Origin of the sequence: Methylobacterium sp. NFXW15, assembly GCF_049887755.1 — a bacterium.
GTDB lineage: Bacteria > Pseudomonadota > Alphaproteobacteria > Rhizobiales > Beijerinckiaceae > Methylobacterium.
Genome location: NZ_JAGEKG010000007.1, coordinates 179721 through 203642, shown reverse-complemented (window position 1 = coordinate 203642; position 23922 = coordinate 179721). Strand labels below are relative to the sequence as shown.

The following is a 23922-nucleotide window of genomic DNA, read 5'->3' as shown; positions in this document are numbered from 1 at the left end:
ATCGATCGCCATGACCACAACAACCGACTTCGCCCCTTACGCCAGCGACGAGAGCCTGTCGGAACTCGTCCTCAACCCGATCATGCAGCCGCGCCGCCCGCGCGTCGCGCGGCCCTGCCGGGGCATGATCCTGCGCGCTGCCCTGGCGCTCGTCGTCTTCGTGATCCTCGGCGCGGTCGCAATGCCCGCCATGGCCGAAACCGCGACGCCCCGCCTGCGCGGCGACGTGACGGCCCGGCACGACATCCTGACGCTCGGCGATCTCGTGGAGAACGTGCCGCCGACGCTCGCCGCCCGACCGCTCTTTCGCGCGCCCAACCTCGGCTCGACGGGCACCATCCAGTCCCGCCGCATCGCGGAGGCCGCCGCCGCCCTCGGTCTCGGCCCGGTCGAGACCGGCGGCCGTATCCAGATCGCCGTGCAGCGCGCCGCCCGCCGGATCGGCCCCGCCGAGATCGAGGTGGCGCTCAAGCGCGGCCTGGAGACGACCTACGGCCTCGACACCGACATGACCACGATCCGCCTCGACGGCGAGGCGCCGACGATGCTCGCTCCGGTCGATCTGGCGGGCCAGGTGAGCGCCATCGACCTCGTCTACGACGCTCGCACCCACCGGGTCTCGGCGCTGGTGAGCCTCGGTGACCGTCAAGCGTCGCTGCGTGTGTCGGGCGTCGTGGTCGAGATGCGGGATGTGGCCGTGCTGACCCGCGCGCTCTCGCGCGGCGAGCCGGTCCGCGAAGGCGACCTCGCCCTGGAGAAGCGTCCGCGCGACAGCATCAGCCAGGATACCCAATCGTCCCTCACCGCGGCGATCGGCGAGGTCGCCCAGCGCGGTCTGCCCGCTGGCTACGTCCTGCGGGAAGGCGATACCGCCAAGCCCGACCTCGTGGCGCGGGGAGAGACGGTGACCATCGTCTATTCCACCCCCGGCATCAGCCTTTCGATGCGCGGCGTCGCGAACGACAGCGGCCGGATGGGCGCCGTCGTGAACGTGGTTAACGTTGCGTCAAAGAAGGTGCTGCAAGCTACGGTCATCGGCCCCGGCCGCGTCTCTGTCGGACCCGGCGGCGGCCCGCAGCTTCAGGCCAGTGCCGCCACGACAGCCCTGCGCTGATTGCCCGTTTCGCGTCGAGGAGTTCCGCCGATGCGCCTGATCGTCCGTCTCACCACCGTGGCGCTGCCGCTGGCGCTCGGCGCCTGCAACACGGCCGACCGCCTCTCCAACATCGGCGCCACTCCGGCCCTTTCGGCCATCCAGGATCCGACGGCTCAGCCCGGCTACAAACCGGTGCGGATGCCGATGCCTGACGTGCAGCCCGTCTCCTACGCCCCGAACTCCCTGTGGCGCACGGGCTCCCGGGCCTTTTTCAAGGATCAGCGCGCGGCCAAGGTCGGCGACGTCCTGACCGTCAACGTCATCGTGACGGACAAGGCCAACATCAGCAACGAGACCAAGCGGTCCCGCGCCAACACGGAGAGCTTCGGCCTGCCGAATGCCGTCGGGCTGGAAAACACCACGGCCGGCAAGGCGGCGGGCGTCGGCGGCAGCGCGCTCCTCAGCGCGACCTCCGCCACCGCCAACGACGGCGCGGGCTCAGTCCAGCGTGCGGAGCAGGTCACCACCAACGTGGCGGCGGTCGTCACCCAGGTGCTGCCGAACGGCAACCTGGTGGTCGAGGGCAAGCAGGAGATCCGCATCAACTTCGAGGTGCGCGAGCTGATCGTGGCGGGCGTGGTGCGGCCGGAGGACATTGCGGCCGACAACACCATCGATTCCACCAAGATCGCCGAGGCCCGCATCGCATATGGCGGACGTGGCCAGATCACCGACGTGCAGCAACCGCGCTACGGACAGCAACTCGTCGACATCCTTCTGCCGTTCTAGGACTGAGCCTCAGAACAGGGCGACCAGCGCGACCCCCGCGATCATCAGGACGGCGCCCGCCATCCGCCAAATGCTCGCCGGGTGGACGGGAAACCCGACCCATCCAAAGTGATCGAGGGCAATGGAGCAGACCACGCCCACGGTCACGATGATGCCGAGGAAGGACGCCGCCCCGATGGAGGCGGATGCGTAGAGCTGGGCGAGGATCAGCAGCACGCTGAAGAACCCGCCGAACCACGCCCACCAAGGTACGGCGGACAGCTGTTGGCCAGTCGGCACTTCGAGCTTTCCGAGGGCCAAGCCCCCGACGAGCAACAGGCTGCTACTGATGAGCAGCGTAATGAGACCTGCCGTGATCGGCAGGCCGAGCGACTTCGAGAGAGTCGCGTTCTGTCCGGGCTGGATCGCGTTCGCGATGCCGGCCAGGATCGTCAGGCCATAGAGGAAGATCATGTCCAGCAAGCGCGGCGGCGAGCCGCCAAGCTCCGGACGGATATCGATGCGCGGGGTTCTGCCGCACCCGGTGCCGTAGCTTTGACGTAAGGCCGAAGAGGACTCGGCATTCCGTCCTCCAACGCTCTCTCACCGTCGCCGTCCTCGTGAGGCGCCCGCCTCAGCGGACCTCGAAGGAGACCTCCAGAGGACGCTACGATCCCTGGAACCTTCCTTCGAGGCTGCTCCGCAGCACCTCAGGATGAGGGGGGGGGATGACGGGAGAAATGGTTCTGTGGCCAGCCGCTCAGGCCGGGTCTTCCGGCTCCGGCCCGCGTGTAGCGTCGAGACCGCTGCCGGTGCCGGGGAGGGGACCTGTCTTCACCGGGGCTCCGGTGCGAGCCGATTCATAGATCGCCTCCATCAGAATCTGGTCCTGCAGCCCCTCCTCACCGGGCGTCCGGGGCCGGACGTTCTCCTGGATGCAGCGGGAGAAATGATCGATCTCCAGAGCAAACTGGTTCTTGTGCGAGAGGATTTTCTCGTCGCGCGCCTCGCTCTTTCCTTCGGCGCGGCCGACGAACAGCCTCTGTCCGCGATAGGCGAAGGCGTTCTGCAGATCGAAGGCGCCCGCCGAGGTGTGGATACTCAACGCCCGCGACTCGTGCACGCCGTAGCTCGTCATGCATTGCGCAATGACGCCGGAGGGGAAGCGGAGGGTGAAGCTCACCGTCTCCTCGACCTCCTTGAATTTCGGATCGTCGGGCGGTGAATGCACGGTGGCCTGAACCGAATCCGGCTCCTCACCGAGCAGCGCCCGCGTCCCGTTGAGACAATAAAGCCCGATATCGGGGAGGGCGCCGCCGCCAGCCAGCGCCTTCTTGAGCCGCCATTGTTCGGGCAGACCCGTGGTTTGCCCATTGAACGCCTGGATCAGACGCGCCTTGCCGAGGCTCCCGCCGCGAACGGCCTTCACCAATGCACGGTTGTACGGCTCGTATTGGCAGCGATAGGCGATCATCAGCTTCACGCCCGCCTTGGCGCAGGCGTCGATCATGTCCCGGCATTCCTGCGAGGCGACCGCCATCGGCTTCTCGCACAGCACGTTCTTGCCGACGCCCGCCGCCGCCAGGACGTTCTCCCGGTGAACCGCGTTCGGCGTCACGATGTAGACCGCCTGCACCTCGGAATTCTGCTTGAGCCTGTCCCAATCGCCGTAGCCGTAGACGGCCTCGTCGGCCACTCCGTACTGGCGAGCGACGAGGCGAGCCTTGTCGGGGCTTCCCGACATCAGCGCGACGAGGCGCGAACGTTTGGTCTCGCCGAAGGCCGGAAGGATCTCGTCGAGGCTGAGGCGACCCAGGCCGACGATGCAATAGCCGACACGCTGGGACGGGGGCTGGGGCGCCGGACTGGGTGCGGGGGCCGGATCACCGGCTCCGCGCCAATTCGGAAACAGCACGCGATTGCCCTGCACGGCACCGGTATCGGCTGGCACGGCCGGGCCGGGTGTAGCCGCATCGGCGCTGCGAGCGCCGCCGAAGGCCGCGCCGGCAAGCGCACCTCCCACGGCAAGAAGGCTACGCCGGGAAAAGCGATCGTCGTCTGCCATGGGGCTCCGCTCGTCGAATTCGGGCTTGAGGAACCCCGCCCCCAAAGTGGGGGTTCCGAACCGCCACGGATGCCCTCAGTGCAGCGAGCCCTTCGGCGGCGTCAAAGACGCCTTCTCGGGCTCCCCATCCACCGTCTTTCGCTGGGACAGGGTGGGGACGGCTTCGATCGCTTCGAAATGCAGTCCTACCGCGTCACCGTCGCGCCAGACGATCCGGGCCTCACGGCATTCGCCACGGATCGGCACGCGAAGGATCACTCGCTCGGGCAGGATCGATCCCTCCGCGATCCTGATCCGCGCGCCGGTCAACGACACGTTGCGAATCGTGCAGGCGATTTCCGGCAGGAAGGCTGCCGTCTCGAGGAGGCCACCGAGGAGAACCCGGCGGCGTTCGACATCTCTGCGCTCTTTCAAAGCCGATCCTCACAACTCCGTGAGCATCGGTAACGTATCATTCACTATTTTGCTGCCGTCCCATTTGACCGTTCTCAGGTCATGCTTAATGCGAGGGCGGCCCAGTCGGCGGATCATTAACCTCGACCTCGCCGCGTTGCTGCAATTGCAGGGCAACGAACCAGCAGAGCGACGCCCAGGCCGCGCCGACGCACCATCCGGCGACGACGTCACTCGGCCAGTGAACGCCGAGATAGATCCGGCTGATCCCGACCAGCAGCGTGATCCCGACGCCAAGCACGAGCACCAGGGCTTTCACCCTACGATTGCGATCGACGCGAGCCAGCAGGATCGCGAGTGTCAGATATGCGATGGCCGACATCATCGCGTGGCCGCTGGGGAAGCTCGCGGTGAAGACCTCCATGCCGTGCGGCACCAGATCCGGCCGTGGCCGGTGGTAGAAAAGCTTGAGCACCGTCGAGACCAACTCGCCGCTGCCGACTGCGGCGAGGACGTAGAGGCCGATCCGGCGCCGGTTCGTCAGGACGAGATAGGCGGACACGGCACAGGTGACGAACACCACCGTGAATATGCTGCCGAGGCCGGTGATGTCCCGCATGGTCTCTTCGAGCCAGGGGGGCCCGATCGGGTCCGACAGATCGGCGGGATTGCGCAAGGCGAGCAGAATGCGCCGATCGAGCGCCTCGGTGGAGCCCTCGCCGACCTCATGCGCCAGGGCGAAGAAGCCATAGCCGAGTGTGCTCAGGCAGAGCAGGGCGACGAGCGGTCCCACCTCGTTGAGGCGAAGCCAGAACCAGACGGCCGTCGCCCGTCCGGTGATCGGATTATGCGTCACCGCTCTCGGGACTCTCATGGCACCCATCTCCCACCGAGCATCAGGCATGATCCCCGAACGGGATACGCGCCACCCGGCCCCAAGGGCCGCCGAGATAGCGCCACAGCAATAGCGCCGGGGTAGTGAAGCGGAACGGTTCGAAGCCCGCCTGAAGGCTCTCGTGCAACGCACGGGCGACCTGCGGCGCGACCTTGTTCTGCACGGTCACGTGGGGACGCCAGCCCTGCCGGTCCTGCGCGGTCAGATCGGCGATGAATTCTTTCGCGAGCCTTCCACGAAACATCGCCAACGGCTCCGACTCGAGCACGTAGGCGACGCCGCGGCCAATAAACCGAAGGCCCGTCACCGCCACGTCCGGCGGCGGCAGGGTACGGGCGAGGGCGGTGATCGTCTCCAGCACCGCGCGCTCCCTGTCGCCGGGGAGATGGTGGAACAGCGTGGCATGGGCCGGGATGTGGTTCAGCGCCTCCGGGAAATGACGGCGGCGCTCGCCATCGAATCGGGCAAAGGTCACCTCATCGAAGGCGAGGGTCAGGATCAGGGGGGGCGGCTCTTGCATCAGTGGCGAGATGGCGCCGTCCGGGCCAAGGTCCAGCCTAGGCGTTCCGCGCGAGGGCGGCTAAGGCTCCCGCGATGGCCGAAACGGACAAGTCCCCTGTGCATCAAGGCCGCGACGGCTGGCTCTTCCTCATCGGCGGCAGCAACCGCGTCATGGATCGCTATCGCGGACCGCTGGCGCAATGGTGGCTCCTCCGGCGCTGGGCGCGCCTGATCGCCGCCCGCGCGTCGCGCGCCGAGCGGCTCGGCATCCGGTACCTGCACGTGATCGTGCCGGAAAAGCTGTCGGTCTACGATCATCTCACCGACGGGCTGCGCTACGTGCCCGGCCATTCGTCGGCCCGGCAGCTGGCGAAGCGTCTCGGGCGCAGCGCGGCCTATCTCGACCTGCTCGCACCCCTTCGCGCGGAACGCGATGGGGCCTCACCGCTCTATCTACGCACCGATTCCCATTGGTCCCTCGAAGGGTGCCTCGTCGCCTACCGCGCCATCATGCGGGCGTTGAGCGCGACGCCGCCCGCCGACATCGCCACCCGCCCGAGGGTGCGCGAGCCGGTGGTGATGGATCTCGGCGAGAAGCTGCCTGACCCGCCGCTCGAGGATGTCGAGCGTATGGCGATCCTGCGGGAGGCGAAACGGGTCAAAACCGGCGCGCTGCTCGCCGCCTATGAGGCGAGAGGACGTGCGGCCGAGCTGCATACCGGCGCGCATGTCGTCTATCGCAACGAGGCGGAAACGGCAGATCCGCGATGCCTCGTCCTCTTCGGCGACAGCTCGGCACATTTCGCGCCGTTCCTGCTCACGGGCTTCCTCGCCGAGAGCTTTCGCGAGGTCCACTTCGTGTGGTCCTCAAGCCTCGATTGGTCCTACATCGAGGCGGTGAAGCCTGACATCCTGCTCTATGAACTCGCGGAGCGGTTTCTCGCTCGCGTCCCGGACGATCGGTACGACATCGACACCGCCGCCCGCCGGGCCATGCCGGATCAGTAAAGCGAGGGATCGATCATCGCGAAGTCGCTCGATTGGTGATCGAGGAGCATCGAGGCCGGGGCCAGGGACGCGCCGATCAAGAGGAAGAGGATCGTTGCGAAGCAGGCCAGCGTGGCGGTGACGACGTCCGCATGCCGCCGCAGCGCATGGATCGCGATGCAGCCGAACGTGAAGACTGCTGCTTCCGCCACGGGTACAAGCGCGAGGGTCATCGCGGTTCTCCTCTTCCATCATCGTTTGACGCGAAGCCGATGCCGCATCCGCCTCTCAAACCCTGTCTGCCGCGCTTTGTTGCACTGCAACAGAGGCTGACGTGCAGGCCAGACCTGCGCCGGGCGGATCGTGCGCCCGTGTCTCGACGGAACTGTCGCCAAGCCTAGATCAAGGGAAAGAATTCGAATCCCCACGGGAGGTTCACGCAACACCATGAAGGCTTCATCTCGCATCGCTTGCATCTGCTCGGCCGTCGCCGCCCTCGGCGTCCAGGGCGCTTCAGCACAGACTGCACTCAAGCTCGAAGGAGCTTGCGAGTCGCTGGTGGTGGCCGGCAAGGATGTGAGCGCGCAATGCGGTCCCGTCCTGACCAACGGCGTGGCGCGCAATCGAACGACCTTCGACTTCGCGACCAAGGACGGGCAGGTCATTAGCTTTTCCGGGAACGGTGCTCAGCAGGAAGCGACGGAGGAGACCGACCCGCTCCAGCCGATCAACGTGGTGTCGGAGAGCAAGGCCGGGAGCGATGTCGGCGCGCCGGTTCTCGCCATCGGCGCCTGCCGTTTCTCGACGCCGGAGCCTGGTCGCACCTCGATCGCGTGCGAGGCCAAGACTGCCGATGGAAAGATCTATTCGGGCACCTTCGTCACCGCCGCGAAAGCAGCCCACGCGGCGCCTACCCGCTGATTTTGGGGGCAACCGGGCGTGGACAACCGCGAAGCATCCGCGCAGCGGGCTGGTCATGTCCCCCTTCGAGCCCCATCTAGCAGGCTTCACGGGAAAAGTTCCGAAGCCAGATCGATGCTCAACGACACCAGCGCCGGGGGCGCTTCCGGCGACCTCGTCAGGGATACAACGACGGCCTCCTTCCGGCAGGACGTCATCGCCGAATCCATGAACCGCCCGGTCCTCGTGGACTTCTGGGCGCCGTGGTGCGGGCCGTGCAAGCAACTGACCCCCGTGCTGGAAAAGGCCGTCAACGCCGCCGCCGGTAAGGTCGTGCTGGCGAAGATGAACATCGACGAGCATCCCTCCATCGCGGGTCAGCTCGGCATCCAGTCGATCCCGGCGGTCATCGCCTTCGACAAGGGTCGCCCCGTCGATGGCTTCATGGGCGCGGTGCCCGAGAGCCAAATCAAGGAATTCATCGAGCGGCTCGCGGGTCCGGGCGGCCCGTCGCCGATCGAGGCGGCGTTGGAAGAGGCGGCCTCTCTCGTCGAGGCCGGAGAGCTGGCGGGTGCCTCCGAGATCTATGCGGCCGTGCTGGAGCAGGAGCCCGACAACGTCACTGCGCTGGCAGGCTTCGCCAAGCTGCAGCTGGACGCGGGCGAGATCGAGAACGCCAAGCGTGTCCTCGCCATGGTGCCGGAAGAGAAGGCGAACGATCCCGCCCTGGCCGGCATTCGCGCCGCGCTGGAACTTGCGGAACAGGCTGCCTCGCTCGGTGATCTCGCTGGACTACAGAAGGCGATCGACGCCAATCCCGACGCTCATCAGGCCCGCTTCGATCTGGCTCTCGGCCTCGCGGCCCGTAATCAGCGCGAGCAGGCGGTCGATCACCTGATCGAACTCCACAAACGCGACAAGACGTGGAACGAGGACGCCGCGCGCAAGCAGCTTCTTCAGTTCTTCGAGGCTTGGGGCGTCATGGATCCCGACACGATCCGCGGCCGACGCAAGCTTTCGGCCCTGCTGTTTTCGTAGCGCATCGGCCCCATCCCGGACCACAGAGGCGCGTCCGGGAGCCGGGGTGGGTGATCGCGCCAGAGGAGGTGCGATGAGCACGCATTCCGGCTTCCATCGTCCGGCGGATTGCCCCGCCGTGATCCCGATCTTTCCCTTGCCCGGCGCGCTACTGCTGCCGAGGGGACAGATGCCGCTCAACATCTTCGAGCCGCGCTATCTCAAGATGGTGGACGACGCCCTGCGCGGTGATCGTCTGATCGGCATGATCCAACCAGACCCGGATGGCGCTGCTTCGGCGCATCCGAAGCTGTTCCGTGTCGGTTGCGCCGGGCGCATCACCCAATATGCCGAAACGGGCGACGGACGGTATCTGATCTCGCTCACCGGCCTCAGCCGGTTCCGGGTCGAGAGCGAAGTCGCCTCGCCCGAAGTCTATCGCCAGTGCCAAGTGAGCTACGACGAGTTCGCGGTGGACTTCCAGGCCCGCGCGGGTGAGGAACAGGTCGACCGGGCGGGCGTCCTCAAGGCCCTGCGCGACTTCGTCGAGTCGAACGAACTGAAGGTCGACTGGGCGGGGATCGACGAGGCTCCGAACGAAGCCCTCGTGAACGCGCTGTGCATGATGAGCCCGTTCGGGATCCGCGAGAAGCAGGCGATGCTCGAAGCGGCGGACCTCAAGACCCGTGCCGAGATCCTGATCGCGGTCACGCAGATGGAACTGTTGCGGGGCTCAGGCCCCGAACCGACGATGCAATAGGACGAAGCCCGTCATGGCCAACGATCTCACCGCCCCCGTCGAGGCGACCCGCGTGGACCCCAAGCTCTTGGAGATCCTCGTCTGCCCGCTGACCAAGGGCACCCTGGAATACGATTCCGCCAAGCAGGAATTGATCAGCCGCTCGGCCAAGCTCGCCTATCCGATCCGCGACGGCATTCCGATCATGCTGCCGGAAGAGGCGCGCCCTCTGCACGATTGATCATCGGAGAAGCTCGGCTTTATTGCCGAGCTTTCGCGCGGTTACGAAATAATACATATTTGTCAGCGCGCAGCCATATTGTTGCCGCGCACGATGGTTTATGGTGGCTCATCCCGCAACGAAGCTGACGACTGGGCGCTGAACCGCGCCAAGGCGTCGCTGTATTTGCCGAGAGCCACTGAGTCGATGAGCTTTACCGTCCCAACCCTTTTCGCCGTCGCCGCCATCACCGCCGGTGCCGTTGCTGCACCCGCAGTGGCAGGTCCGGAGCGGCACAACGGCACATGGGCGGTCGAGCTCGTAACCGAGAGCGGTCTCTGCAACGCGCGCTACAGTTACAGCGTCGCCATCCGCGACGGTGAGGTTCGGCCCCTTTCGGGCGGTGCCCGGGTCAGCGGTAAGGTTTCCCCGGACGGCACGGTGGGGATCACCGTTGCCGGAGCGGGCGGCTCGGGCACCGGAACCGGGCGCCTCAGCGGCACGCAGGGATCGGGCACCTGGGCCGTATCCTCCCTCTGCTCCGGCCATTGGACGGCCCGGCGCGGTGACACGCGCACCGCCCAGGCCGAGTAAGCCGGTTCAGGCCGCAGCGGCGAGCCAGGAACGGGCCTCGGACAGCCGCTCACGCTCGAACACCTTGATCTTGTAGGGCGAGACGAAGGCGAAGGTCTCGGCCATCATCTTGAGCCAAGGCGCATCCGTCACCAGGGCGACGTGGCTGACGCCCTTCATCATCGAAATGCCGAAGCGCGGGTCCTTGAAGAACGCCGCCGGCTCCATGCCCTGGAAGCTGCGGATATCCTCCAGAAGCTTGAGGCGGTCGCCCTTGTCGAGGTCGGCCTTCATCGCGGCGATGGCCGCGTTCATCTCCTCGTCGGAGATCTTTCCGTCGACCACGATCTCGGCCACGTTCGAGTCCGGCGTCTTGGTGTAGGTCAGCACTGCTCGCTCCTCGTGCACGGCCTCGCAGCCGGAGCGCCCTGTCTCCTACAAAAAGCTCTGCGGGTCGACATCGATCGTAACCTTAACGTTGCCGCGCGGCTTCGGGGCGCGGGCGAGCCATTCGCGCAGGTAGGCCTGCATGTCGATGTTGCGCTCGGTCTTCACGAGCAGCCGGAACCGGTGCCGCCCCCTGATCAGCGCCAGCGGCGCCTCGGCGGGGCCGAGCACCATGATGCCCGGGGGCGGGTCCGCCTCACGGGCCAGCGCCTGCCCATGCGCTTCCGCCGCCGCCTTGTCCGTCCCCGAGACGATCAGCGCCGCCAGACGACCGAAGGGCGGCAGGCCCGCTGCCTCGCGGGCAGCAATCTCCTCCGCATAGAACCGTTCGGCATCGCCCGAGAGCAGAGCGGCGATCACCGGATGCTCGGGCTGGTAGGTCTGGACCAGGGCCCGGCCCGGCTTCTCCCCGCGTCCCGCGCGGCCCGTGACCTGCTGGAGCAATTGGAACGTACGCTCGGCAGCGCGCGGATCGCCGGATGTCAGTCCGATATCGGCATCGAGGACGCCGACCAGCGTCAGGCCGGGGAAGTTGTGCCCCTTGGCTACGAGTTGCGTGCCGACGACGAGGTCGCATTCTCCCGCCGCCACGGCATCGAGTTCCTGCCGTAGCCGCTCGGCCCCGCCGGGGAAGTCGCTCGACAGCACGATGATGCGCTTGTCCGGGAATAGCGCGGTCGCCTCCTCGGCGATCCGCTCGACGCCGGGCCCACAGGGGGTCAAATGGTCGAAGGCACCGCAATTCGTGCAGGCCTCGGGCCGCCGCTCGGTGTAGCCACATTGGTGGCAGACCAACGCCCGGCGAAACCGGTGCTCCACCAGCCAAGTCGAGCAGTTGCGGCACTGGTAGCGATGGCCGCAGGCGCGGCAGAGGGTCAGCGGCGCATATCCCCGCCGGTTGAGGAAGAGCAGAGCCTGTTCGCCGCGTTCCAGCGTGTGCTTCACCGCGTTCACCAGGGGCGGGCTGATGAAGCTGCCCTTTTCAGGCGGGTCGCGCCTCATATCGATGGCGGCGATATCGGGCAGGCGCCGCCCGCCAAAGCGTTCCGGCAGGATGAGGTGGTCGTAGCGTCCCCGCGCCGCGTTCACGCGGCTCTCGATGGAAGGCGTCGCGGAGGCGAGCAGAACGGGACAGCCTTCGAGACGTCCGCGGACCACCGCCATGTCGCGTGCATGATAATGAACGCCGTCTTCCTGCTTGTAGGCGGTCTCGTGCTCTTCATCGACCACGATGAGGCCAAGCTGCGCGAAGGGCAGGAACAGGGCTGAGCGCGCGCCGACCACCACCTTCGCTTCGCCTGATGCGACCGCCGCGCGCAACCGCTCCCGCCGTCGTCCGCCGATACCGGAATGCCATGCCGCCGGGCGAACGCCGAAACGCTCGGCGAACCGGTCGAGAAATTGCGCGGTCAGCGCGATCTCCGGCATCAGGATCAGAGCCTGCTTGCCCCCTCGGACGCAGGCCGCCACAGCCTCGAAATAGACCTCGGTCTTGCCTGAACCGGTCACGCCTTCGAGCAGGACGGGCTTCACCGCACCAGCCCGCGCACTCTCGTCGAAGGCCGCTTCCAAGGCCGCCACGGCGTCCGCCTGCGCCTCGGAGAGTGGCGTCCGGGGATGGTCCGGATCAGGAACCGGTGCCACCGGCTCGGGGGCGATCGCAATGGCGTCGAGGGCCCCGTCGTCGATCAAACCGTCGACCACGGAGAGCGAGACGCCCGCTTCCTTGGCCAGGGCGCTTTTGCCGCGCGATTCACCGTCGGCGGCAATGGCGAGCACCTTACTCCGCGCCGCCGTCGCGCGGGTCGGGGGCTTGCCGGAGATCTTCACGGCGACGCGGGCGATCTCGGCACCCGCCGCCTCATCGGGCAGGCGCAACACCATGGCCAGTGCCGAGCCCTTGGGCGCGAGGGTATAGCGGGCGATCCAATCGACGAGGCCGCGCAGTGTCCCGCCGAGGCGAGGCACATCGATCACACCCGTCACCGGCCGCAGGTTCGAGCCGCCGACACTCTCGGCCACGCTCCAGACGACGCCGACCGTTTCGCGCGGCCCCAGCGGGATCTGCACCACGTCCCCCGCCTCGACAGAGAGGCCGTGCGGGACGACGTAGCTGTAAGGCGTGTCGATCGCGAGGGGGATCAGAATTTCGGCGACGGTCGGCATGTTCTATCTTTGTACCAGAACACACCGGAAAAAGCGCTACGTGCCGCGCCTACCGCCCGGCCGATCAGGAATGGCGGCGTACGGCGTACCGGTAACGCCGACCATCCTCGTCAAGCAATTCGCTGTCCGAGCTCTCCCGCCAGACGATCTCATCTCCGGGACCGGCCGCATCGGTGAGCACGGTACCGCGGACGATATCGAGAGACAGCCCGGCGCCGTAGCTCACTGCGGTCGCGTCATCAATGGCGGCGGCGATGTCGCCGCCATCGGGAAGGCAAGCGAAAAGGACGCCGTCGGCGATGGCAAGGGTGTAGGTCTGCATGCAGCGTCTCCACCAGGTGGGCAGGCGGCTCGGAAGGGAGCGAACCTAAGATTCGAAGCTGTCCAGAGAAGTGCGTTCTCGGAAATGCTGCGTTGCAGCAATCAGCTCAATCTTCACAAACATCTTCCGGCCCGCTTCGCACGAGCGGAATGACACCTGACACGCGCGATGGTGCCTTCACACTCCCGTGAGCGGAGCCGTCCCTCGTACGTCTGGCGGGGAAACGACCACCGTCGCGGGCACCTCCGCTTCGTCGGCGAAAGCGGCGATCACGTCCGGGGCCAGCGCCGTGCCGTCGCCATTCGGGGCTGGAACGAGGCGCACCGTTTCGGCGCGGGGAGGCGGCGCTTGGCTCACCGAATGCTCCTCGGCCACGGCTCGTGCAGCCTGTTGCGTGATAAGCCCCAAACCGGCCGCGTGCTGGGCGATGGCAATGCTGTCGGCGGCAAGGACGAGGCTCGATCCCGTCGCCGCCACGGCTCCCGCCAGGCGCACCACCTCTTCGGTCCTCGCGGCATCGCGCGAGACGTTGCGGATATAGACCGCCTTCACCCGCCCCGGATGGTCGGCCACGATCTGCGCGTACACTTCCGGGTCGTGCTGCCCGCTATCGCCGATCAGGATGAAGGGACGGTCCCGGTAGAGGTCAAGCATGTGGCGAATGAGGGCTTGCTTGTGGTCCTCGGCCTTCCGGGGGAGGGGATGAGTCCACGACAGCCCCCATTCCCGCAGGAACAGAACCGGCCCGGCCGGGATGTCGTGACTACGGAAGAACTCCGTGAGCATGTCGTAGAGGCCCCAGGGCGCCCGCGAGACATACAGCATCGGGTTGCCATCGCTCCCGCTCGCGCCGCCGTGCAGGCCCCGGTAGAGCGAGGCCACCCCAGGAAAGGCGACGCGGCTTTCGGCGTCCTCCACGAACAGTCGCCACAGCATCTTCAGCTTGTTGGCGACGCCCGTGCGCATCACCGTGTCGTCGATGTCGCTGACGACGACGAAACCGCATCCCACGGTCGGGATGTACACCTCCGCCTTGGCCGGAATCGGCGGATCGGCCTCCATCAGCAGATCCACCTCATGCCAAGCGCCATCGATGGCCGGCAGGTATTGCGGGCGCAAGTGCAAGCGAAAATAGCCGTCGCGGTCCGTCACGGCCTCGCACTCGGTGCCGCCGAAGCGGGCAAGGATCCTGGCTCCCGCCACTGTGCGGCGGGAGATGCGGCGCCGCACGTCCCGCCATTGGGCGCGCCAGGATTCCGGATCCTCGCCCGGAATGCCGGGCGATTGCCGGAAGACGCGGCCGATCAGGAAGATCTCGTCCGCCGAGCCGTAGCCACGATAGGGCTCGACCACGAGGCCGCCACGCCCCTGCGCCCGCCGCACCGGGCGGGCGACGACGCGCAAAGCCTTCCGCGCGGCCCGGCGGGTGCGGCTTTCCATGGTTCTCAGGCCGTCATGCTTGGGGGAGTTCGGGGGTGAGGCCGAGCGCGTCGAGCCCTTCTTCCAGCAGGTCGCCAGCATCGGGCGTGCCGAGCAATTCCTTGATCGCTCCCTCGCCGACGGCTTCGCGCTCGCGGGCGAACTTCACGGCGGCGTCCCATTCCTCGGGCTCCATGTCACCGCGGCCGACATAGAGAAGGGCCAGAAGCTCGGCGCGGGAATCGTCATCGAGGCCCGCGATCATGCTCCGCACCTCGGATTCGGTGGCATCGTCCGTGCCGGACACGAGGACGTCGGTCGAGCCGTCATCAATGGGGTTCGAGCCGGAATCCGGATCGGTGGCGCCCTCCTTCACCTCGATCGCACGCAGGCGGATGACGATGTCGGCGACGGTATCGGCGGCGATATCCATGAGGGTCTCCCGAAGACGCATGTGAACCGGGCCGATCACGGCCCCATGAGCCGCACAACGGGCGAGGCGCGCGGCGGTTCGCTCGGACACGTCCGGCGTGATCGGGAGGAGGCAAAGTGCGGGGTCCACAACCGTGAGCGGAACGAAGCCGCGCCTCTGGAGCTTGCATGTCGCCGATGACGACCGCAGCTTCCGCCCGACCCGTGACCCGCCACCGCTGGACGCCCGTCTGGGCGCTGGGATCGGCCGTGATTCTATCGGGGTGGCTCGCCGCTCCGGCGCAGGCGCGGCCGACCTATGACGGCAGCGCGCCGACCTGCTTTCTCACCGGCGGTGGCAGCCTGGAAATCTGCCGCGACGGCAGCGAGGCCGAAGGCGTCCTCGCCGCGCCGCCCGCCTGCTCCTTCGTAAGCGGCGTGCAATTGCTTCGGCTTCAGAAGACACCCGTAGACGGGCCGATCGAGTTCGTCTTTCAGGGCGAGAGCCCGCTTGGCAAGACACGGCGGGGCGAGGAATGCCCCGAACGGATGGCCACGGACGACCGCGATGGCGGCGCGCTGCACACCGGCCGCAGCCCGGAGCAACTCGCGACCATCCTGCCGCCCTCGCAGAGTCGCTTCGGCGTGACGCTGCCGGAAAAGGACAAGCAGACGAAGCGTCGCCGACGCGGGCGTGATCGTGACGGCGATGAGCCGCCAGTGCAGGCTCGCGAGGGTATCGGCCCGCGCGACCCGATTGCGGTAGCGGGACGGGATTGGGCGGGAGAGGAATACTCTTACGTCTTCCTGCTGGGTCAGGAGGCCCCCGTCACCGAGGCCGCGGCCGAGACGAGTGAGGACAGGCCCCGACGCAGGCGCGGGCGCCGTCCGCGTGATTGGTCCGAGCCCGCGACCCCGGTTTCCCTCCGCCGTGTCCAGATCGAAGCGCGCACCCTCGATTTCGCAAATTTCGAGATCCGTACTCGCGACGAGAGTGGGAACCTCGCCTGGGTGCCTGTGAACCAGGAGAAGGACAGGAAGCGCCGTTCGGCCCTGGAGCCGGCCGTCGTGCTGGATGAAGAGGGCAAGCCCGTCCGCTCGGCCTGCGCGGCCATGCCGTTCGAGACCCAGGGTCTCGTGGGCTCGATCAGCATCGTCGAAAAAACCTATCACTACTTCTACACGGATGTGCTGCCGGAAGATTGCAACCTGCCACCCGAAAAGCGCCGGATGGGTCTGTTCCTGCGCACGGCCACCGACCTTGCCGTTGACAAGGTGTGGTCGCGCCCGCGCCGTCTCGGCGATGCTCTTCCACCGAACAGCCTCGTGCGTGTCGCGCGCGCCAAGAGCGCTTCGCGTTGGGCCGTCTCCTACACCTGCAACCGACCCGCCAACGCGCCGGGCGGCCCGGTGGCCGATATTTGCCTGCAATACACGGCCGATCTCGACCCGGCCGGGATCGGTGCATTGATGCTCTATTCGGATCCCGTCGAGGCCGGGCGTTCCACCGCTTATCTCGGCCTCCGCTCCGGCGGAAACGGGGCAGGGCGCTTCGATCGCTCCGCGCATTTCTGGATGACCGACGCCCACGGCAATCTCGATCTGCCCGCGACCTATGCGGGCAAGTCCGGCCTCGTGACCTGGGTCGATCGCCTCGCCCCCGGCGCGGGTGGCTCGACGGGATCGAAGGTCTACGGGCGGCCGGTCTACTGGGCGACGTGGACGGTGCGGCGCACGGCGGACCGCTGATCGCGCGGGGAAAGTTTTACGCGAGCAGCACCCCGCATGCATCCGGCATCGCGGGGGCGTATATGGCTCCCGCAGCGCCGAGGGGCGGCGCGTCAGATCGGCCCGATGGACACTGGTACAGACCTCTGGTTCGCCGCGAGCATCGTGGTGATCTCGCTCGTCCTCTCAGCGTTCTTCGCGGGAGCGGAGACCGCCTTCACCGCTGCCTCCCGGGCGCGAATGCATGCTCTGGAACAGGGCGGCGATCCCCGTGCCAGCATCGTGAACCGCATCATCGCGATCCGCGAGCGGTTCATCGGTGCGATGCTGATCGGCTACAACATCGTGGCCATCGGCGCCTCGGCCTTCACGACGAGCGTGCTGACTGCGATCTTCGGCAAAAGCGGCGTGATCTACGCCACGGTCGGGATGTCGGTGCTCGTCATCGTTTTCGCCGAGGTACTGCCGAAGACCCTCGCCATCTCGAACCCCGATAAGATCGCGTTGCTGATCGCGAGGCCGGTGGCCTTCGCGGTGGCGCTGATGGGGCCGCCCGCGCTCGCCATCGAGCAGCTCGTCCGCCTGATGCTCAAGCCGTTCGGCGTCACCATCGGCGAGCACCAATCGATCCTGACGGCGGCTGAGGAGATCCGCGGGCAGGTGGCGCTGCTTCACCGCGAGGGCGGTGTCGAGCGCGCCGAGCGCGACATGCTCGGCGGCCTGCTCGACCTGTCGAACCTTTCCGTCTCGGACGTGATGGTCCACCGCACCAAAATGCGCGCCATCGATGCCGACATGCCCTCAGAGGACATCGTCCGGGCGGTTCTGGCCTCTCCCTATACCCGCATGCCCCTGTGGCGCGGCACGCCGGAGAACATCGTCGGCGTGCTTCATGCCAAGGACCTGCTCCGCGCGCTCGACGCAGCGGGCGGCGACGCCTCCGGCTTGAAGGTCGAGGAGCTGGCCTTGGAAACGTGGTTCGTGCCCGGCACAACGACCTTGCGCGCGCAACTCAAGGCGTTCCTCTCGAAGAAGACCCACTTCGCTCTCGTCGTCGACGAGTACGGCGAGGTGATGGGCCTGGTGACCCTCGAAGACATCCTGGAGGAGATCGTCGGCGATATCGCGGACGAGCACGACGTGACCGTCTCCGGAGTTCGCCTTCAGGTCGATGGCTCGGTGAACGTCGATGGCGGGGTGCCGATCCGCGATCTCAACCGCGCCATGGACTGGCACCTGCCCGACGACGAGGCCACGACCATCGCGGGCCTCGTCATCCACGAGGCGCGGACGATCCCCGACCAGGGCACCGCCTTCAATTTCCATGGTTTCCGGTTTCAGGTGCTTCGCAAGGCGAAGAACCGGATCACGACATTGAAGATCACGCCCCTTACCGGGGCTAATCCTACCATCCCGCAACTCGAGCACCGCGAAGCCGATCTCTGATATCGGAGCTTGGCTGCCGTCTCATCGCCGCGTGGCAACTACCAGCGCGGACGGTGCCCGTGATCGATCCGCTGCATCGCTGCGTTCCGGTAGCTTTCCGGGCTCAAAGGCTTTCCCGTCGGGTCGATCACCGTGACCTCGGTATGCCCGGATTCAAGCCACGACAGCGCAAGTACGATGGCGCTGGCAGCGACCTTGCGCGTCTGCTGCACGTAACCTTCCCCGCTCTTCGCGGAGACGACGAAATGGCCGGGGTGGGAATCAGAGTGAGCCATAGCCTGAGTTGATAACGCTCGCCGGCAGCGCGCATTGATCTATATTGGCTTAACCTGTGTAATTCGTACACCTTCACGCACATTGTCAGGCTGAGCCGTAAGGACCGCAGCCTTACGGCAAAAGAAAAGGGGCCGCCTTTCGGCGACCCCCTTCCTCATCCGATCGAAGGGTGCAGGACTTAGAAGTCCATGCCGCCCATGCCGCCGCCCGGCATCGCCGGAGCAGGGCTGTCCTTCTTCGGCGCGTCGGCGACCATGGCCTCCGTCGTCACCAGCAGGCCGGCCACCGAGGCGGCGTCCTGAAGGGCGGTGCGGACGACCTTGGCCGGGTCCACGATACCGGCCTGGATCATGTCGACGTACTCTTCGGTCTGGGCGTTGAAGCCGAAGGTCTCGGAGTCCGTCTTGTCGGAGATCTTGCCGACCACGATCGAGCCCTCGACGCCCGCGTTCTGGGCGATCTGGCGGATCGGGGCCTCAAGGGCCTTGAGGACGATCTTGATGCCGGCCTGGACGTCCGGGATGTCGGACTTCAGCTCGGAAACCGCCTTCTTGGCGCGGAGCAGGGCGGTGCCGCCGCCGGGAACGATGCCCTCTTCCACCGCAGCGCGGGTGGCGTTGAGCGCGTCGTCGACGCGGTCCTTCTTCTCCTTCACCTCGACCTCGGTCGCGCCGCCGACGCGGATCACCGCGACGCCGCCCGCGAGCTTGGCCAGCCGCTCCTGGAGCTTCTCACGGTCGTAATCCGAGGTGGTCTCCTCGATCTGCGCCTTGATCTGCGAGATACGGCCCTCGATGTCCGACTTCTCGCCGATACCGTCGATGATCGTGGTGTTCTCCTTCTCGATGCGGACGCGCTTGGCGCGGCCGAGCATCGGGAGCGACACGTTCTCGAGCTTGATGCCGAGGTCCTCGGCGATCATCTGGCCCTTGGTCAGGATCGCGATATCCTCGAGCATCGCCTTGCGGCGATCGCCGAAACCCGGAGCCTTGACGGCAGCGACCTTCAGGCCGCCGCGGAGCTTGTTCACGACGAGCGTGGCGAGCGCCTCACCCTCGATGTCCTCGGCGATGATCAGGAGCGGCTTGCCGGTCTGAACGACGGCCTCGAGCACCGGCAGCATGGCCTGGAGCGACGAGAGCTTCTTCTCGTGGATCAGGATGTAGGGATCCTCGAGCTCGGCAACCATCTTCTCCGCGTTCGTGATGAAGTACGGGGAGAGGTAGCCGCGGTCGAACTGCATGCCCTCGACGACGTCCAGCTCGGTCTCGGCGGTCTTGGCCTCCTCGACGGTGATGACGCCCTCGTTGCCCACCTTCTGCATGGCGTGGGCGATCATCTCGCCGATCTCCTTGTCGCCATTGGCGGAGATCGTGCCCACCTGGGCGACCTCATCGGAGGTCGAGACCTTCTTGGCGCGGGCGGTGATGTCCTTCACCGCGGCGGCGGTGGCGAGGTCGATGCCGCGCTTCAGGTCCATCGGGTTGATGCCGGCGGCCACGTACTTGGCGCCTTCGCGAACGATGGCCTGGGCCAGCACGGTCGCGGTGGTGGTGCCGTCACCGGCGATGTCGTTGGTCTTCGAGGCCACTTCGCGCACCATCTGGGCGCCCATGTTCTCGAAACGGTCGGCGAGCTCGATCTCCTTGGCGACCGTCACACCGTCCTTGGTGATGCGCGGGGCGCCGAAGCTCTTCTCGATCACGACGTTGCGGCCCTTCGGGCCGAGCGTCACCTTGACGGCATCCGCGAGGATGTCGACGCCGCGAAGCATCTTGTCGCGGGCGTCGGCGGAGAAACGAACGTCTTTCGCTGCCATGTCCTAGCTCTTTCGGTTCGAGGATGGCCCCGAGGCCTGAAGCGGCCTCAAAGGGGCTTAAAAAGCCTGTGCGGTCGAAGGCCGACGATCAGAGGGCGACGACGCCCATGATGTCCGACTCCTTCATGATGAGGAGATCCTCACCGTCGATCTTGACCTCGGTGCCGGACCACTTGCCGAACAGCACGCGGTCGCCGGCCTTCACGTCGAGGGGGTTGACCCGGCCGTTCTCGTCGCGGGCACCCGCGCCGACGGCGATCACCTCGCCCTCCTGGGGCTTCTCCTTGGCGGAGTCGGGGATGATGATCCCGCCCTTGGTCTTCTCTTCGCTCTCGATGCGGCGGACGACCACACGGTCGTGCAGCGGACGGAACTTCATGAGCTGCCCTCTTGCTTCAGGTCTGGAGATGGCGTTGATGCGGCCCGGCGGGTCGCCTCGACCCCATAGTTAGCACCTTTGTTAGCACTCTCATTCGACGAGTGCCAACGCGACGGCGAGATAGCCATCGCCTTGTTCCAAGTCAAGATGGTCGCACCCGGCTGCGCCGCGAGGCGGCTTCCGCCTGCCAGGATATCAAGCCCGACATGCTGAACTATCACGGGCCGGTCTGGATCGATCTGGTCGATCCCACGGCGGAGGAGGTGGCACGCGTCGAGGAGGCGACCGGCCTTCGAATCCCGACCCGCGAGGCGCTGTCCGAGGTCGAATCGTCGAGCCGCCTCCGGCGGCTCAAGGGCGGATTGTCGCTGTCGACGCCGATGATCACGTTCGAGCAGGCGGATTCCCAATTGAAGCCTCTCGGCTTCCTGCTCACGAGCAATCACCTCGTCACCGTCCGCTTCCACGATCTACGGGCCTACAGCTCTGCAGCCGAGCGCCTGAAGGAGGACGGCGAGGGCGGCGATCCGGCGGAGACTTTCGTGGTCCTGCTGGAGGAATTGGTCGACAGTCTTGCGGACGCCTTGGAGGAGATGGCCGCCGATCTCGATGCCCTGTCGAGCCGCATCTTCGATTTCGACGTCCGCGCCCGCTCGTCGCGACGTCAGGACGAGCCGCCGCCGCGTCGCCGCGACCTTGCGCTGCGGCGGATCCTGAGGGCCATCAGCCGTCGGGGAAAGGTGCTGGGCAAGGTGCGCGCGAGTCTGCTCGGCCTCGAACGGATCGTACCGTTCGTCGCGAGCGCCTGCGATGGCCTCGAATTATCCGATGACGGGCGGTTCGACACGATCCGCAAGGATATCGAGTCCCTGGACGAGTTCGAGACGCGGCTTGCGGAGAACGTTCAGTTCCTGCTCGACGCGGCGCTCGGCCTCATCAACATCGAGCAGAACAACGTCTTCCGGGTTCTGACGGTCGTGTCGGTTGTGGGCGTGCCCCCGACGCTGATCGCGTCCATGTACGGCATGAACTTCAAGCACATGCCTGAACTCGAATGGACTTACGGGTATCCCTACGCGCTCGGGCTGATCGTGCTGAGCGCGCTGATCCCGATCGTCTATTTTCGCATCAAGGGCTGGTTCTGACCCGGGGCAGGGCGACCGCCCGCTCGATGGGCATCGGCCTTCCCAACAGGTAGCCCTGCACGCGTGTGATCCCGATAGCGCCGATCACCGCCAGTTCCTCCTCGGTCTCGACACCCTCGGCCACCACTTCGCATCCGATGCGGCGACCGTAGAGGGTCAGCGCTTCGGCGAGCGCCCGGCGGGCGGTATCCTCGTTCAAGCCCCGGATCAGCGATCGGTCGAGCTTGATGAATTCCGGGTTGAGGTCGAGGATGTGCCGGAAGGTCGAATGGCCCGCGCCGACGTCGTCGATGGCGAGTCGAAGGCCCCGTGCGCGAAGGGGCGCGAGCGCCTGCCGCAGGGTCTCGTAGTGATCCACCACCGCATGTTCCGTCAGTTCGACCACCACCCGGTGAACGGGAACGCCCTCCAAGGTGCGGGCGAAATGCTCGCTCAGGATCGCCTCATACGACAGGTTGATCGTGAGCTTGAGTGCCTCGTCGAGCTGGCACAGTGCCGAAAGAGCCTTTCGTGCGGCAAGGAATTCGAGTTCGAGACCAAGACCAACCTCGGCCGCCTCGACGAACCACGCATCGACCTGCCGCTGCGGATTCTTCGGAAAGCGCGAAAGGGATTCGAACCCCGTCAGGTGCCCATCTGCCACGCGATAGAGAGGCTGGAACACCATCTCGATCGCCTCGTCCTCGATGATGCGAGCAATTTCGATTCGACGGGAGGCGACCGCGTGGGCCGCACTCCGCTCCTTTTCGAGGACGGCTTCAACGACCTCCGCACACATCTTCAGGACATTGAGGTCGCGAGCGCCGAGGCGCCTATTGGGAGCGGCGCTGAAGCAACAGATCGTGCCGTAGGGTGTCCCATCCGGATGACGAAGGGGCACGCTGAGATGTGCCCCAACAGGAAATGCCTTCGTCGCCGAGAGCGCCGCTGCCGTCCGATTGGTTTGGGCATTCGACAGTAAGCCGGGCAAAGTTCCTTCCGCCACGTGGTGACAGAAGGTCGTCTCCAGGGGGTCGGAGTTGCCTACGACAATTCCACTTTGTCCCGCCGCACTGTCCGTGAAGCGAAAGACACGATTGCCGCGAGTGAACTCGGATATGAAACCGACATCCATCGCGAGATAGCGGCGCACCGCACCCAGAATACTCTGGATCTGCTCTGCGCCCGCACCTGCCACGGTGTCGACAAAGGTCGGCAGCACGCTCAAGTCCCAGCGATCCCCCGACGAGCTTGGTTCCCTACGCGCCCAACAACTATCCCATGACCGTCAATATAGTCATAACAGCTGTCAGCCGCTCTACTGTATGCTTTTATGCAAAGCCGCGAGAAACGTAATCAAAGCTGCTTCTCACTGCTCGACGTTAAAGATCGGGGCAGGGCCACGCCCAGCCCCGGATACATCGCCTCTGCACAGAATTGCAAAGAAGAAAAACTCTTGCGCGCGGTTTAATCTCGGGCGAGCTGCGCCCGGCCGATGGCAAAGACGCGGCCGTCCCCGAGGAGATAGGCGGTGAAGCCCTTCGGGAAGGCGGTGTCGAACGCCTTGTCACGAACATTGAGGCCGCCCGCGAAGGCGCCGAGGGCGGGCATGATCAGGCGGCTGCCATCGGTGACGAAGCATCGCCGCCGGACGGCGCGCCCACGCATCGCAACCTTGCCGCAGGGATGGAGGTGCCCCGCGATCTCGCCCGGCGCGGCGGTCTCGCTGGGTTCGTGACGCAGGACGAGGTTGCCGAGGGTCAACGCCTCGGCATAGCGCCCGCCGACGCCCTCCTGAACCGCCGCATCGTGGTTGCCCGCGATCCACACCCAGTCGCGACCCTCCTGAAGGGCAGCGATCATCGCCCGGTCGCCGGGCTCCATCCTTTCGGGTCCACGGGCGTCGTGGAAGGAATCGCCGAGTGCTACGACGCGCGCCGGATCATGCCGGGCGATGGCCTCGTGGAGGCACGCGAGAGTCTCGCGTGTGTCGTAGGGCGGCAGGAACTGGCCTGATCGGGATGCGAAGGACGAACCCTTCTCCAGGTGAAGATCGGAGACGATCAGCGTCCGGTGGGCTTCGAGCCACAGGCCTCCGCACAAATCCAGCGTGAGCACTTCTCCGGCGAGGGTGATCGTCGGGTGTTTCTGGGTCTTCTCGAGTCGGAGTCCGGCCGCCACCAGGGCATCCTCTAACGCATCGGGGGAGGGCGAACCGTCGTGCGGGCCTC

The 23922-nt window shown here is 66.4% G+C and carries 27 protein-coding genes; 11 read left to right on the top strand and 16 right to left on the bottom strand.

The genetic code is table 11. The features are described 5' to 3' along the window. Nucleotides 1-10 precede the first annotated feature (10 nt). Complete coding sequence (flgA, locus tag J4O73_RS17315) at nucleotides 11-1114, top strand: flagellar basal body P-ring formation chaperone FlgA (protein ID WP_426219283.1); 1104 nt, start codon at nucleotides 11-13, stop codon at nucleotides 1112-1114. A 30-nt stretch (nucleotides 1115-1144) separates the two neighbouring features. Then, on the top strand, nucleotides 1145-1885 hold the full coding sequence (gene flgH, locus J4O73_RS17310; RefSeq protein WP_426219281.1) for a flagellar basal body L-ring protein FlgH: 741 nt from the start codon (nucleotides 1145-1147) through the stop codon (nucleotides 1883-1885). 9 nt (nucleotides 1886-1894) lie between these two features. Here the strand turns inward: flgH and J4O73_RS17305 are convergent, their stop codons facing one another. From J4O73_RS17305 to J4O73_RS17285, 5 genes are all read right to left on the bottom strand, one after another. Continuing rightward, entirely contained in the window at nucleotides 1895-2338 is a 444-nt protein-coding gene (locus tag J4O73_RS17305; protein WP_426219279.1) for a DMT family transporter, read from the bottom strand. A gap of 286 nt (nucleotides 2339-2624) precedes the next feature. Continuing rightward, nucleotides 2625-3929 carry a Gfo/Idh/MocA family protein gene (locus J4O73_RS17300; protein ID WP_426219277.1) on the bottom strand — a complete coding sequence of 435 codons (1305 nt, stop codon included), beginning with the start codon at nucleotides 3927-3929 and terminating at the stop codon, nucleotides 2625-2627. A 75-nt stretch (nucleotides 3930-4004) separates the two neighbouring features. Beyond that, entirely contained in the window at nucleotides 4005-4343 is a 339-nt protein-coding gene (locus J4O73_RS17295; protein WP_426219275.1) for a PilZ domain-containing protein, read from the bottom strand. An 85-nt stretch (nucleotides 4344-4428) separates the two neighbouring features. Beyond that, on the bottom strand, nucleotides 4429-5196 hold the full coding sequence (locus J4O73_RS17290; protein ID WP_426219274.1) for a phosphatase PAP2 family protein: 768 nt from the start codon (nucleotides 5194-5196) through the stop codon (nucleotides 4429-4431). 22 nt (nucleotides 5197-5218) lie between these two features. Further along, nucleotides 5219-5737 (bottom strand): 2'-5' RNA ligase family protein, encoded by a 519-nt coding sequence (locus J4O73_RS17285; protein WP_426219272.1) that lies wholly within the window; start codon nucleotides 5735-5737, stop codon nucleotides 5219-5221. A 74-nt stretch (nucleotides 5738-5811) separates the two neighbouring features. On the opposite strand from J4O73_RS17285, the gene J4O73_RS17280 reads away from it, so the two are divergent. Next, nucleotides 5812-6726, top strand: coding sequence for an alginate O-acetyltransferase AlgX-related protein (locus tag J4O73_RS17280; protein ID WP_426219270.1), 915 nt, complete (start codon nucleotides 5812-5814; stop codon nucleotides 6724-6726). On the opposite strand, the gene J4O73_RS17275 is transcribed toward J4O73_RS17280, so the two are convergent. Next, entirely contained in the window at nucleotides 6720-6938 is a 219-nt protein-coding gene (locus J4O73_RS17275; RefSeq protein ID WP_426219268.1) for a hypothetical protein, read from the bottom strand. The genes J4O73_RS17280 and J4O73_RS17275 overlap by 7 nt on opposite strands. Nucleotides 6939-7152: 214 nt before the next feature. Here J4O73_RS17275 and J4O73_RS17270 point away from each other — a divergent pair, with 214 nt between their 5' ends. The 5 genes from J4O73_RS17270 (at nucleotide 7153) to J4O73_RS17250 (ending at nucleotide 10175) form a co-directional block, all read left to right on the top strand. After that, nucleotides 7153-7626, top strand: a complete 474-nt coding sequence (locus tag J4O73_RS17270) for a hypothetical protein (protein WP_426219266.1) — start codon at nucleotides 7153-7155, stop codon at nucleotides 7624-7626. Between the two features lie 114 nt (nucleotides 7627-7740). After that, nucleotides 7741-8643 carry a thioredoxin gene (gene trxA, locus J4O73_RS17265; RefSeq protein WP_426219264.1) on the top strand — a complete coding sequence of 301 codons (903 nt, stop codon included), beginning with the start codon at nucleotides 7741-7743 and terminating at the stop codon, nucleotides 8641-8643. Nucleotides 8644-8716: 73 nt separating this feature from the next. Further along, nucleotides 8717-9382 (top strand): LON peptidase substrate-binding domain-containing protein, encoded by a 666-nt coding sequence (locus J4O73_RS17260; RefSeq protein ID WP_426219262.1) that lies wholly within the window; start codon nucleotides 8717-8719, stop codon nucleotides 9380-9382. A gap of 13 nt (nucleotides 9383-9395) precedes the next feature. Next, on the top strand, nucleotides 9396-9602 hold the full coding sequence (locus J4O73_RS17255) for a Trm112 family protein (RefSeq protein ID WP_243953994.1): 207 nt from the start codon (nucleotides 9396-9398) through the stop codon (nucleotides 9600-9602). 186 nt (nucleotides 9603-9788) lie between these two features. After that, the gene (locus tag J4O73_RS17250; RefSeq protein WP_426219260.1) at nucleotides 9789-10175 is read left to right on the top strand and encodes a hypothetical protein; all 387 of its coding nucleotides are present in this window, start codon (nucleotides 9789-9791) and stop codon (nucleotides 10173-10175) included. Nucleotides 10176-10181: 6 nt separating this feature from the next. Here J4O73_RS17250 and J4O73_RS17245 read toward each other — a convergent pair whose 3' ends face one another. The 5 genes from J4O73_RS17245 to J4O73_RS17225 form a co-directional block, all read right to left on the bottom strand. After that, nucleotides 10182-10544 (bottom strand): STAS/SEC14 domain-containing protein, encoded by a 363-nt coding sequence (locus tag J4O73_RS17245; protein WP_378974652.1) that lies wholly within the window; start codon nucleotides 10542-10544, stop codon nucleotides 10182-10184. Between the two features lie 45 nt (nucleotides 10545-10589). Continuing rightward, the gene (locus J4O73_RS17240) at nucleotides 10590-12767 is read right to left on the bottom strand and encodes a primosomal protein N' (RefSeq protein ID WP_426219258.1); all 2178 of its coding nucleotides are present in this window, start codon (nucleotides 12765-12767) and stop codon (nucleotides 10590-10592) included. A 64-nt stretch (nucleotides 12768-12831) separates the two neighbouring features. Next, entirely contained in the window at nucleotides 12832-13089 is a 258-nt protein-coding gene (locus tag J4O73_RS17235; protein WP_378974646.1) for a hypothetical protein, read from the bottom strand. A gap of 177 nt (nucleotides 13090-13266) precedes the next feature. Further along, nucleotides 13267-14151, bottom strand: coding sequence for an App1 family protein (locus tag J4O73_RS17230; protein WP_426219414.1), 885 nt, complete (start codon nucleotides 14149-14151; stop codon nucleotides 13267-13269). Between the two features lie 391 nt (nucleotides 14152-14542). After that, nucleotides 14543-14941 (bottom strand): DUF3775 domain-containing protein, encoded by a 399-nt coding sequence (locus J4O73_RS17225; protein ID WP_426219256.1) that lies wholly within the window; start codon nucleotides 14939-14941, stop codon nucleotides 14543-14545. Nucleotides 14942-15108: 167 nt separating this feature from the next. Here J4O73_RS17225 and J4O73_RS17220 point away from each other — a divergent pair, with 167 nt between their 5' ends. Together J4O73_RS17220 and J4O73_RS17215 are read left to right on the top strand one after the other, a co-directional pair. Then, nucleotides 15109-16668 carry a hypothetical protein gene (locus tag J4O73_RS17220; protein ID WP_426219255.1) on the top strand — a complete coding sequence of 520 codons (1560 nt, stop codon included), beginning with the start codon at nucleotides 15109-15111 and terminating at the stop codon, nucleotides 16666-16668. A gap of 105 nt (nucleotides 16669-16773) precedes the next feature. Continuing rightward, nucleotides 16774-18093 (top strand): HlyC/CorC family transporter, encoded by a 1320-nt coding sequence (locus J4O73_RS17215; protein WP_426219253.1) that lies wholly within the window; start codon nucleotides 16774-16776, stop codon nucleotides 18091-18093. Nucleotides 18094-18131: 38 nt separating this feature from the next. On the opposite strand, the gene J4O73_RS17210 is transcribed toward J4O73_RS17215, so the two are convergent. From J4O73_RS17210 to groES, 3 genes are all read right to left on the bottom strand, one after another. Beyond that, nucleotides 18132-18305: a hypothetical protein gene (locus J4O73_RS17210; protein ID WP_426219251.1), complete on the bottom strand. Its 174-nt coding sequence runs from the start codon at nucleotides 18303-18305 to the stop codon at nucleotides 18132-18134. A gap of 242 nt (nucleotides 18306-18547) precedes the next feature. Beyond that, nucleotides 18548-20188, bottom strand: a complete 1641-nt coding sequence (gene groL / locus J4O73_RS17205) for a chaperonin GroEL (RefSeq protein ID WP_426219249.1) — start codon at nucleotides 20186-20188, stop codon at nucleotides 18548-18550. Between the two features lie 88 nt (nucleotides 20189-20276). After that, on the bottom strand, nucleotides 20277-20567 hold the full coding sequence (gene groES / locus J4O73_RS17200; protein ID WP_426219247.1) for a co-chaperone GroES: 291 nt from the start codon (nucleotides 20565-20567) through the stop codon (nucleotides 20277-20279). Nucleotides 20568-20773: 206 nt separating this feature from the next. On the opposite strand from groES, the gene J4O73_RS17195 reads away from it, so the two are divergent. Continuing rightward, on the top strand, nucleotides 20774-21712 hold the full coding sequence (locus J4O73_RS17195) for a magnesium transporter CorA family protein (protein ID WP_426219245.1): 939 nt from the start codon (nucleotides 20774-20776) through the stop codon (nucleotides 21710-21712). On the opposite strand, the gene J4O73_RS17190 is transcribed toward J4O73_RS17195, so the two are convergent. Then, nucleotides 21696-22889, bottom strand: a complete 1194-nt coding sequence (locus tag J4O73_RS17190; protein ID WP_426219412.1) for a sensor domain-containing phosphodiesterase — start codon at nucleotides 22887-22889, stop codon at nucleotides 21696-21698. The genes J4O73_RS17195 and J4O73_RS17190 overlap by 17 nt on opposite strands. A gap of 269 nt (nucleotides 22890-23158) precedes the next feature. Next, on the bottom strand, nucleotides 23159-23872 hold the full coding sequence (gene pdeM, locus J4O73_RS17185) for a ligase-associated DNA damage response endonuclease PdeM (protein WP_426219243.1): 714 nt from the start codon (nucleotides 23870-23872) through the stop codon (nucleotides 23159-23161). Nucleotides 23873-23922 lie beyond the last annotated feature (50 nt).

What these genes read in the sequence shown, in the direction of transcription:
- flgA (WP_426219283.1), top strand. Translation starts at nt 11, where the DNA reads ATGACCACAACAACCGACTTCGCCCCTTACGCCAGCGACGAGAGCCTG.
- flgH (WP_426219281.1), top strand. Translation starts at nt 1,145, where the DNA reads ATGCGCCTGATCGTCCGTCTCACCACCGTGGCGCTGCCGCTGGCGCTC.
- J4O73_RS17305 (WP_426219279.1), bottom strand. Translation starts at nt 2,338, where the DNA reads ATGATCTTCCTCTATGGCCTGACGATCCTGGCCGGCATCGCGAACGCG.
- J4O73_RS17300 (WP_426219277.1), bottom strand. Translation starts at nt 3,929, where the DNA reads ATGGCAGACGACGATCGCTTTTCCCGGCGTAGCCTTCTTGCCGTGGGA.
- J4O73_RS17290 (WP_426219274.1), bottom strand. Translation starts at nt 5,196, where the DNA reads ATGAGAGTCCCGAGAGCGGTGACGCATAATCCGATCACCGGACGGGCG.
- J4O73_RS17285 (WP_426219272.1), bottom strand. Translation starts at nt 5,737, where the DNA reads ATGCAAGAGCCGCCCCCCCTGATCCTGACCCTCGCCTTCGATGAGGTG.
- J4O73_RS17280 (WP_426219270.1), top strand. Translation starts at nt 5,812, where the DNA reads ATGGCCGAAACGGACAAGTCCCCTGTGCATCAAGGCCGCGACGGCTGG.
- J4O73_RS17275 (WP_426219268.1), bottom strand. Translation starts at nt 6,938, where the DNA reads ATGACCCTCGCGCTTGTACCCGTGGCGGAAGCAGCAGTCTTCACGTTC.
- J4O73_RS17270 (WP_426219266.1), top strand. Translation starts at nt 7,153, where the DNA reads ATGAAGGCTTCATCTCGCATCGCTTGCATCTGCTCGGCCGTCGCCGCC.
- trxA (WP_426219264.1), top strand. Translation starts at nt 7,741, where the DNA reads ATGCTCAACGACACCAGCGCCGGGGGCGCTTCCGGCGACCTCGTCAGG.
- J4O73_RS17260 (WP_426219262.1), top strand. Translation starts at nt 8,717, where the DNA reads ATGAGCACGCATTCCGGCTTCCATCGTCCGGCGGATTGCCCCGCCGTG.
- J4O73_RS17255 (WP_243953994.1), top strand. Translation starts at nt 9,396, where the DNA reads ATGGCCAACGATCTCACCGCCCCCGTCGAGGCGACCCGCGTGGACCCC.
- J4O73_RS17250 (WP_426219260.1), top strand. Translation starts at nt 9,789, where the DNA reads ATGAGCTTTACCGTCCCAACCCTTTTCGCCGTCGCCGCCATCACCGCC.
- J4O73_RS17240 (WP_426219258.1), bottom strand. Translation starts at nt 12,767, where the DNA reads ATGCCGACCGTCGCCGAAATTCTGATCCCCCTCGCGATCGACACGCCT.
- J4O73_RS17235 (WP_378974646.1), bottom strand. Translation starts at nt 13,089, where the DNA reads ATGCAGACCTACACCCTTGCCATCGCCGACGGCGTCCTTTTCGCTTGC.
- J4O73_RS17230 (WP_426219414.1), bottom strand. Translation starts at nt 14,151, where the DNA reads ATGGAGGCCGATCCGCCGATTCCGGCCAAGGCGGAGGTGTACATCCCG.
- J4O73_RS17225 (WP_426219256.1), bottom strand. Translation starts at nt 14,941, where the DNA reads ATGGATATCGCCGCCGATACCGTCGCCGACATCGTCATCCGCCTGCGT.
- J4O73_RS17220 (WP_426219255.1), top strand. Translation starts at nt 15,109, where the DNA reads ATGTCGCCGATGACGACCGCAGCTTCCGCCCGACCCGTGACCCGCCAC.
- J4O73_RS17215 (WP_426219253.1), top strand. Translation starts at nt 16,774, where the DNA reads ATGGACACTGGTACAGACCTCTGGTTCGCCGCGAGCATCGTGGTGATC.
- groL (WP_426219249.1), bottom strand. Translation starts at nt 20,188, where the DNA reads ATGGCAGCGAAAGACGTTCGTTTCTCCGCCGACGCCCGCGACAAGATG.
- groES (WP_426219247.1), bottom strand. Translation starts at nt 20,567, where the DNA reads ATGAAGTTCCGTCCGCTGCACGACCGTGTGGTCGTCCGCCGCATCGAG.
- J4O73_RS17195 (WP_426219245.1), top strand. Translation starts at nt 20,774, where the DNA reads ATGCTGAACTATCACGGGCCGGTCTGGATCGATCTGGTCGATCCCACG.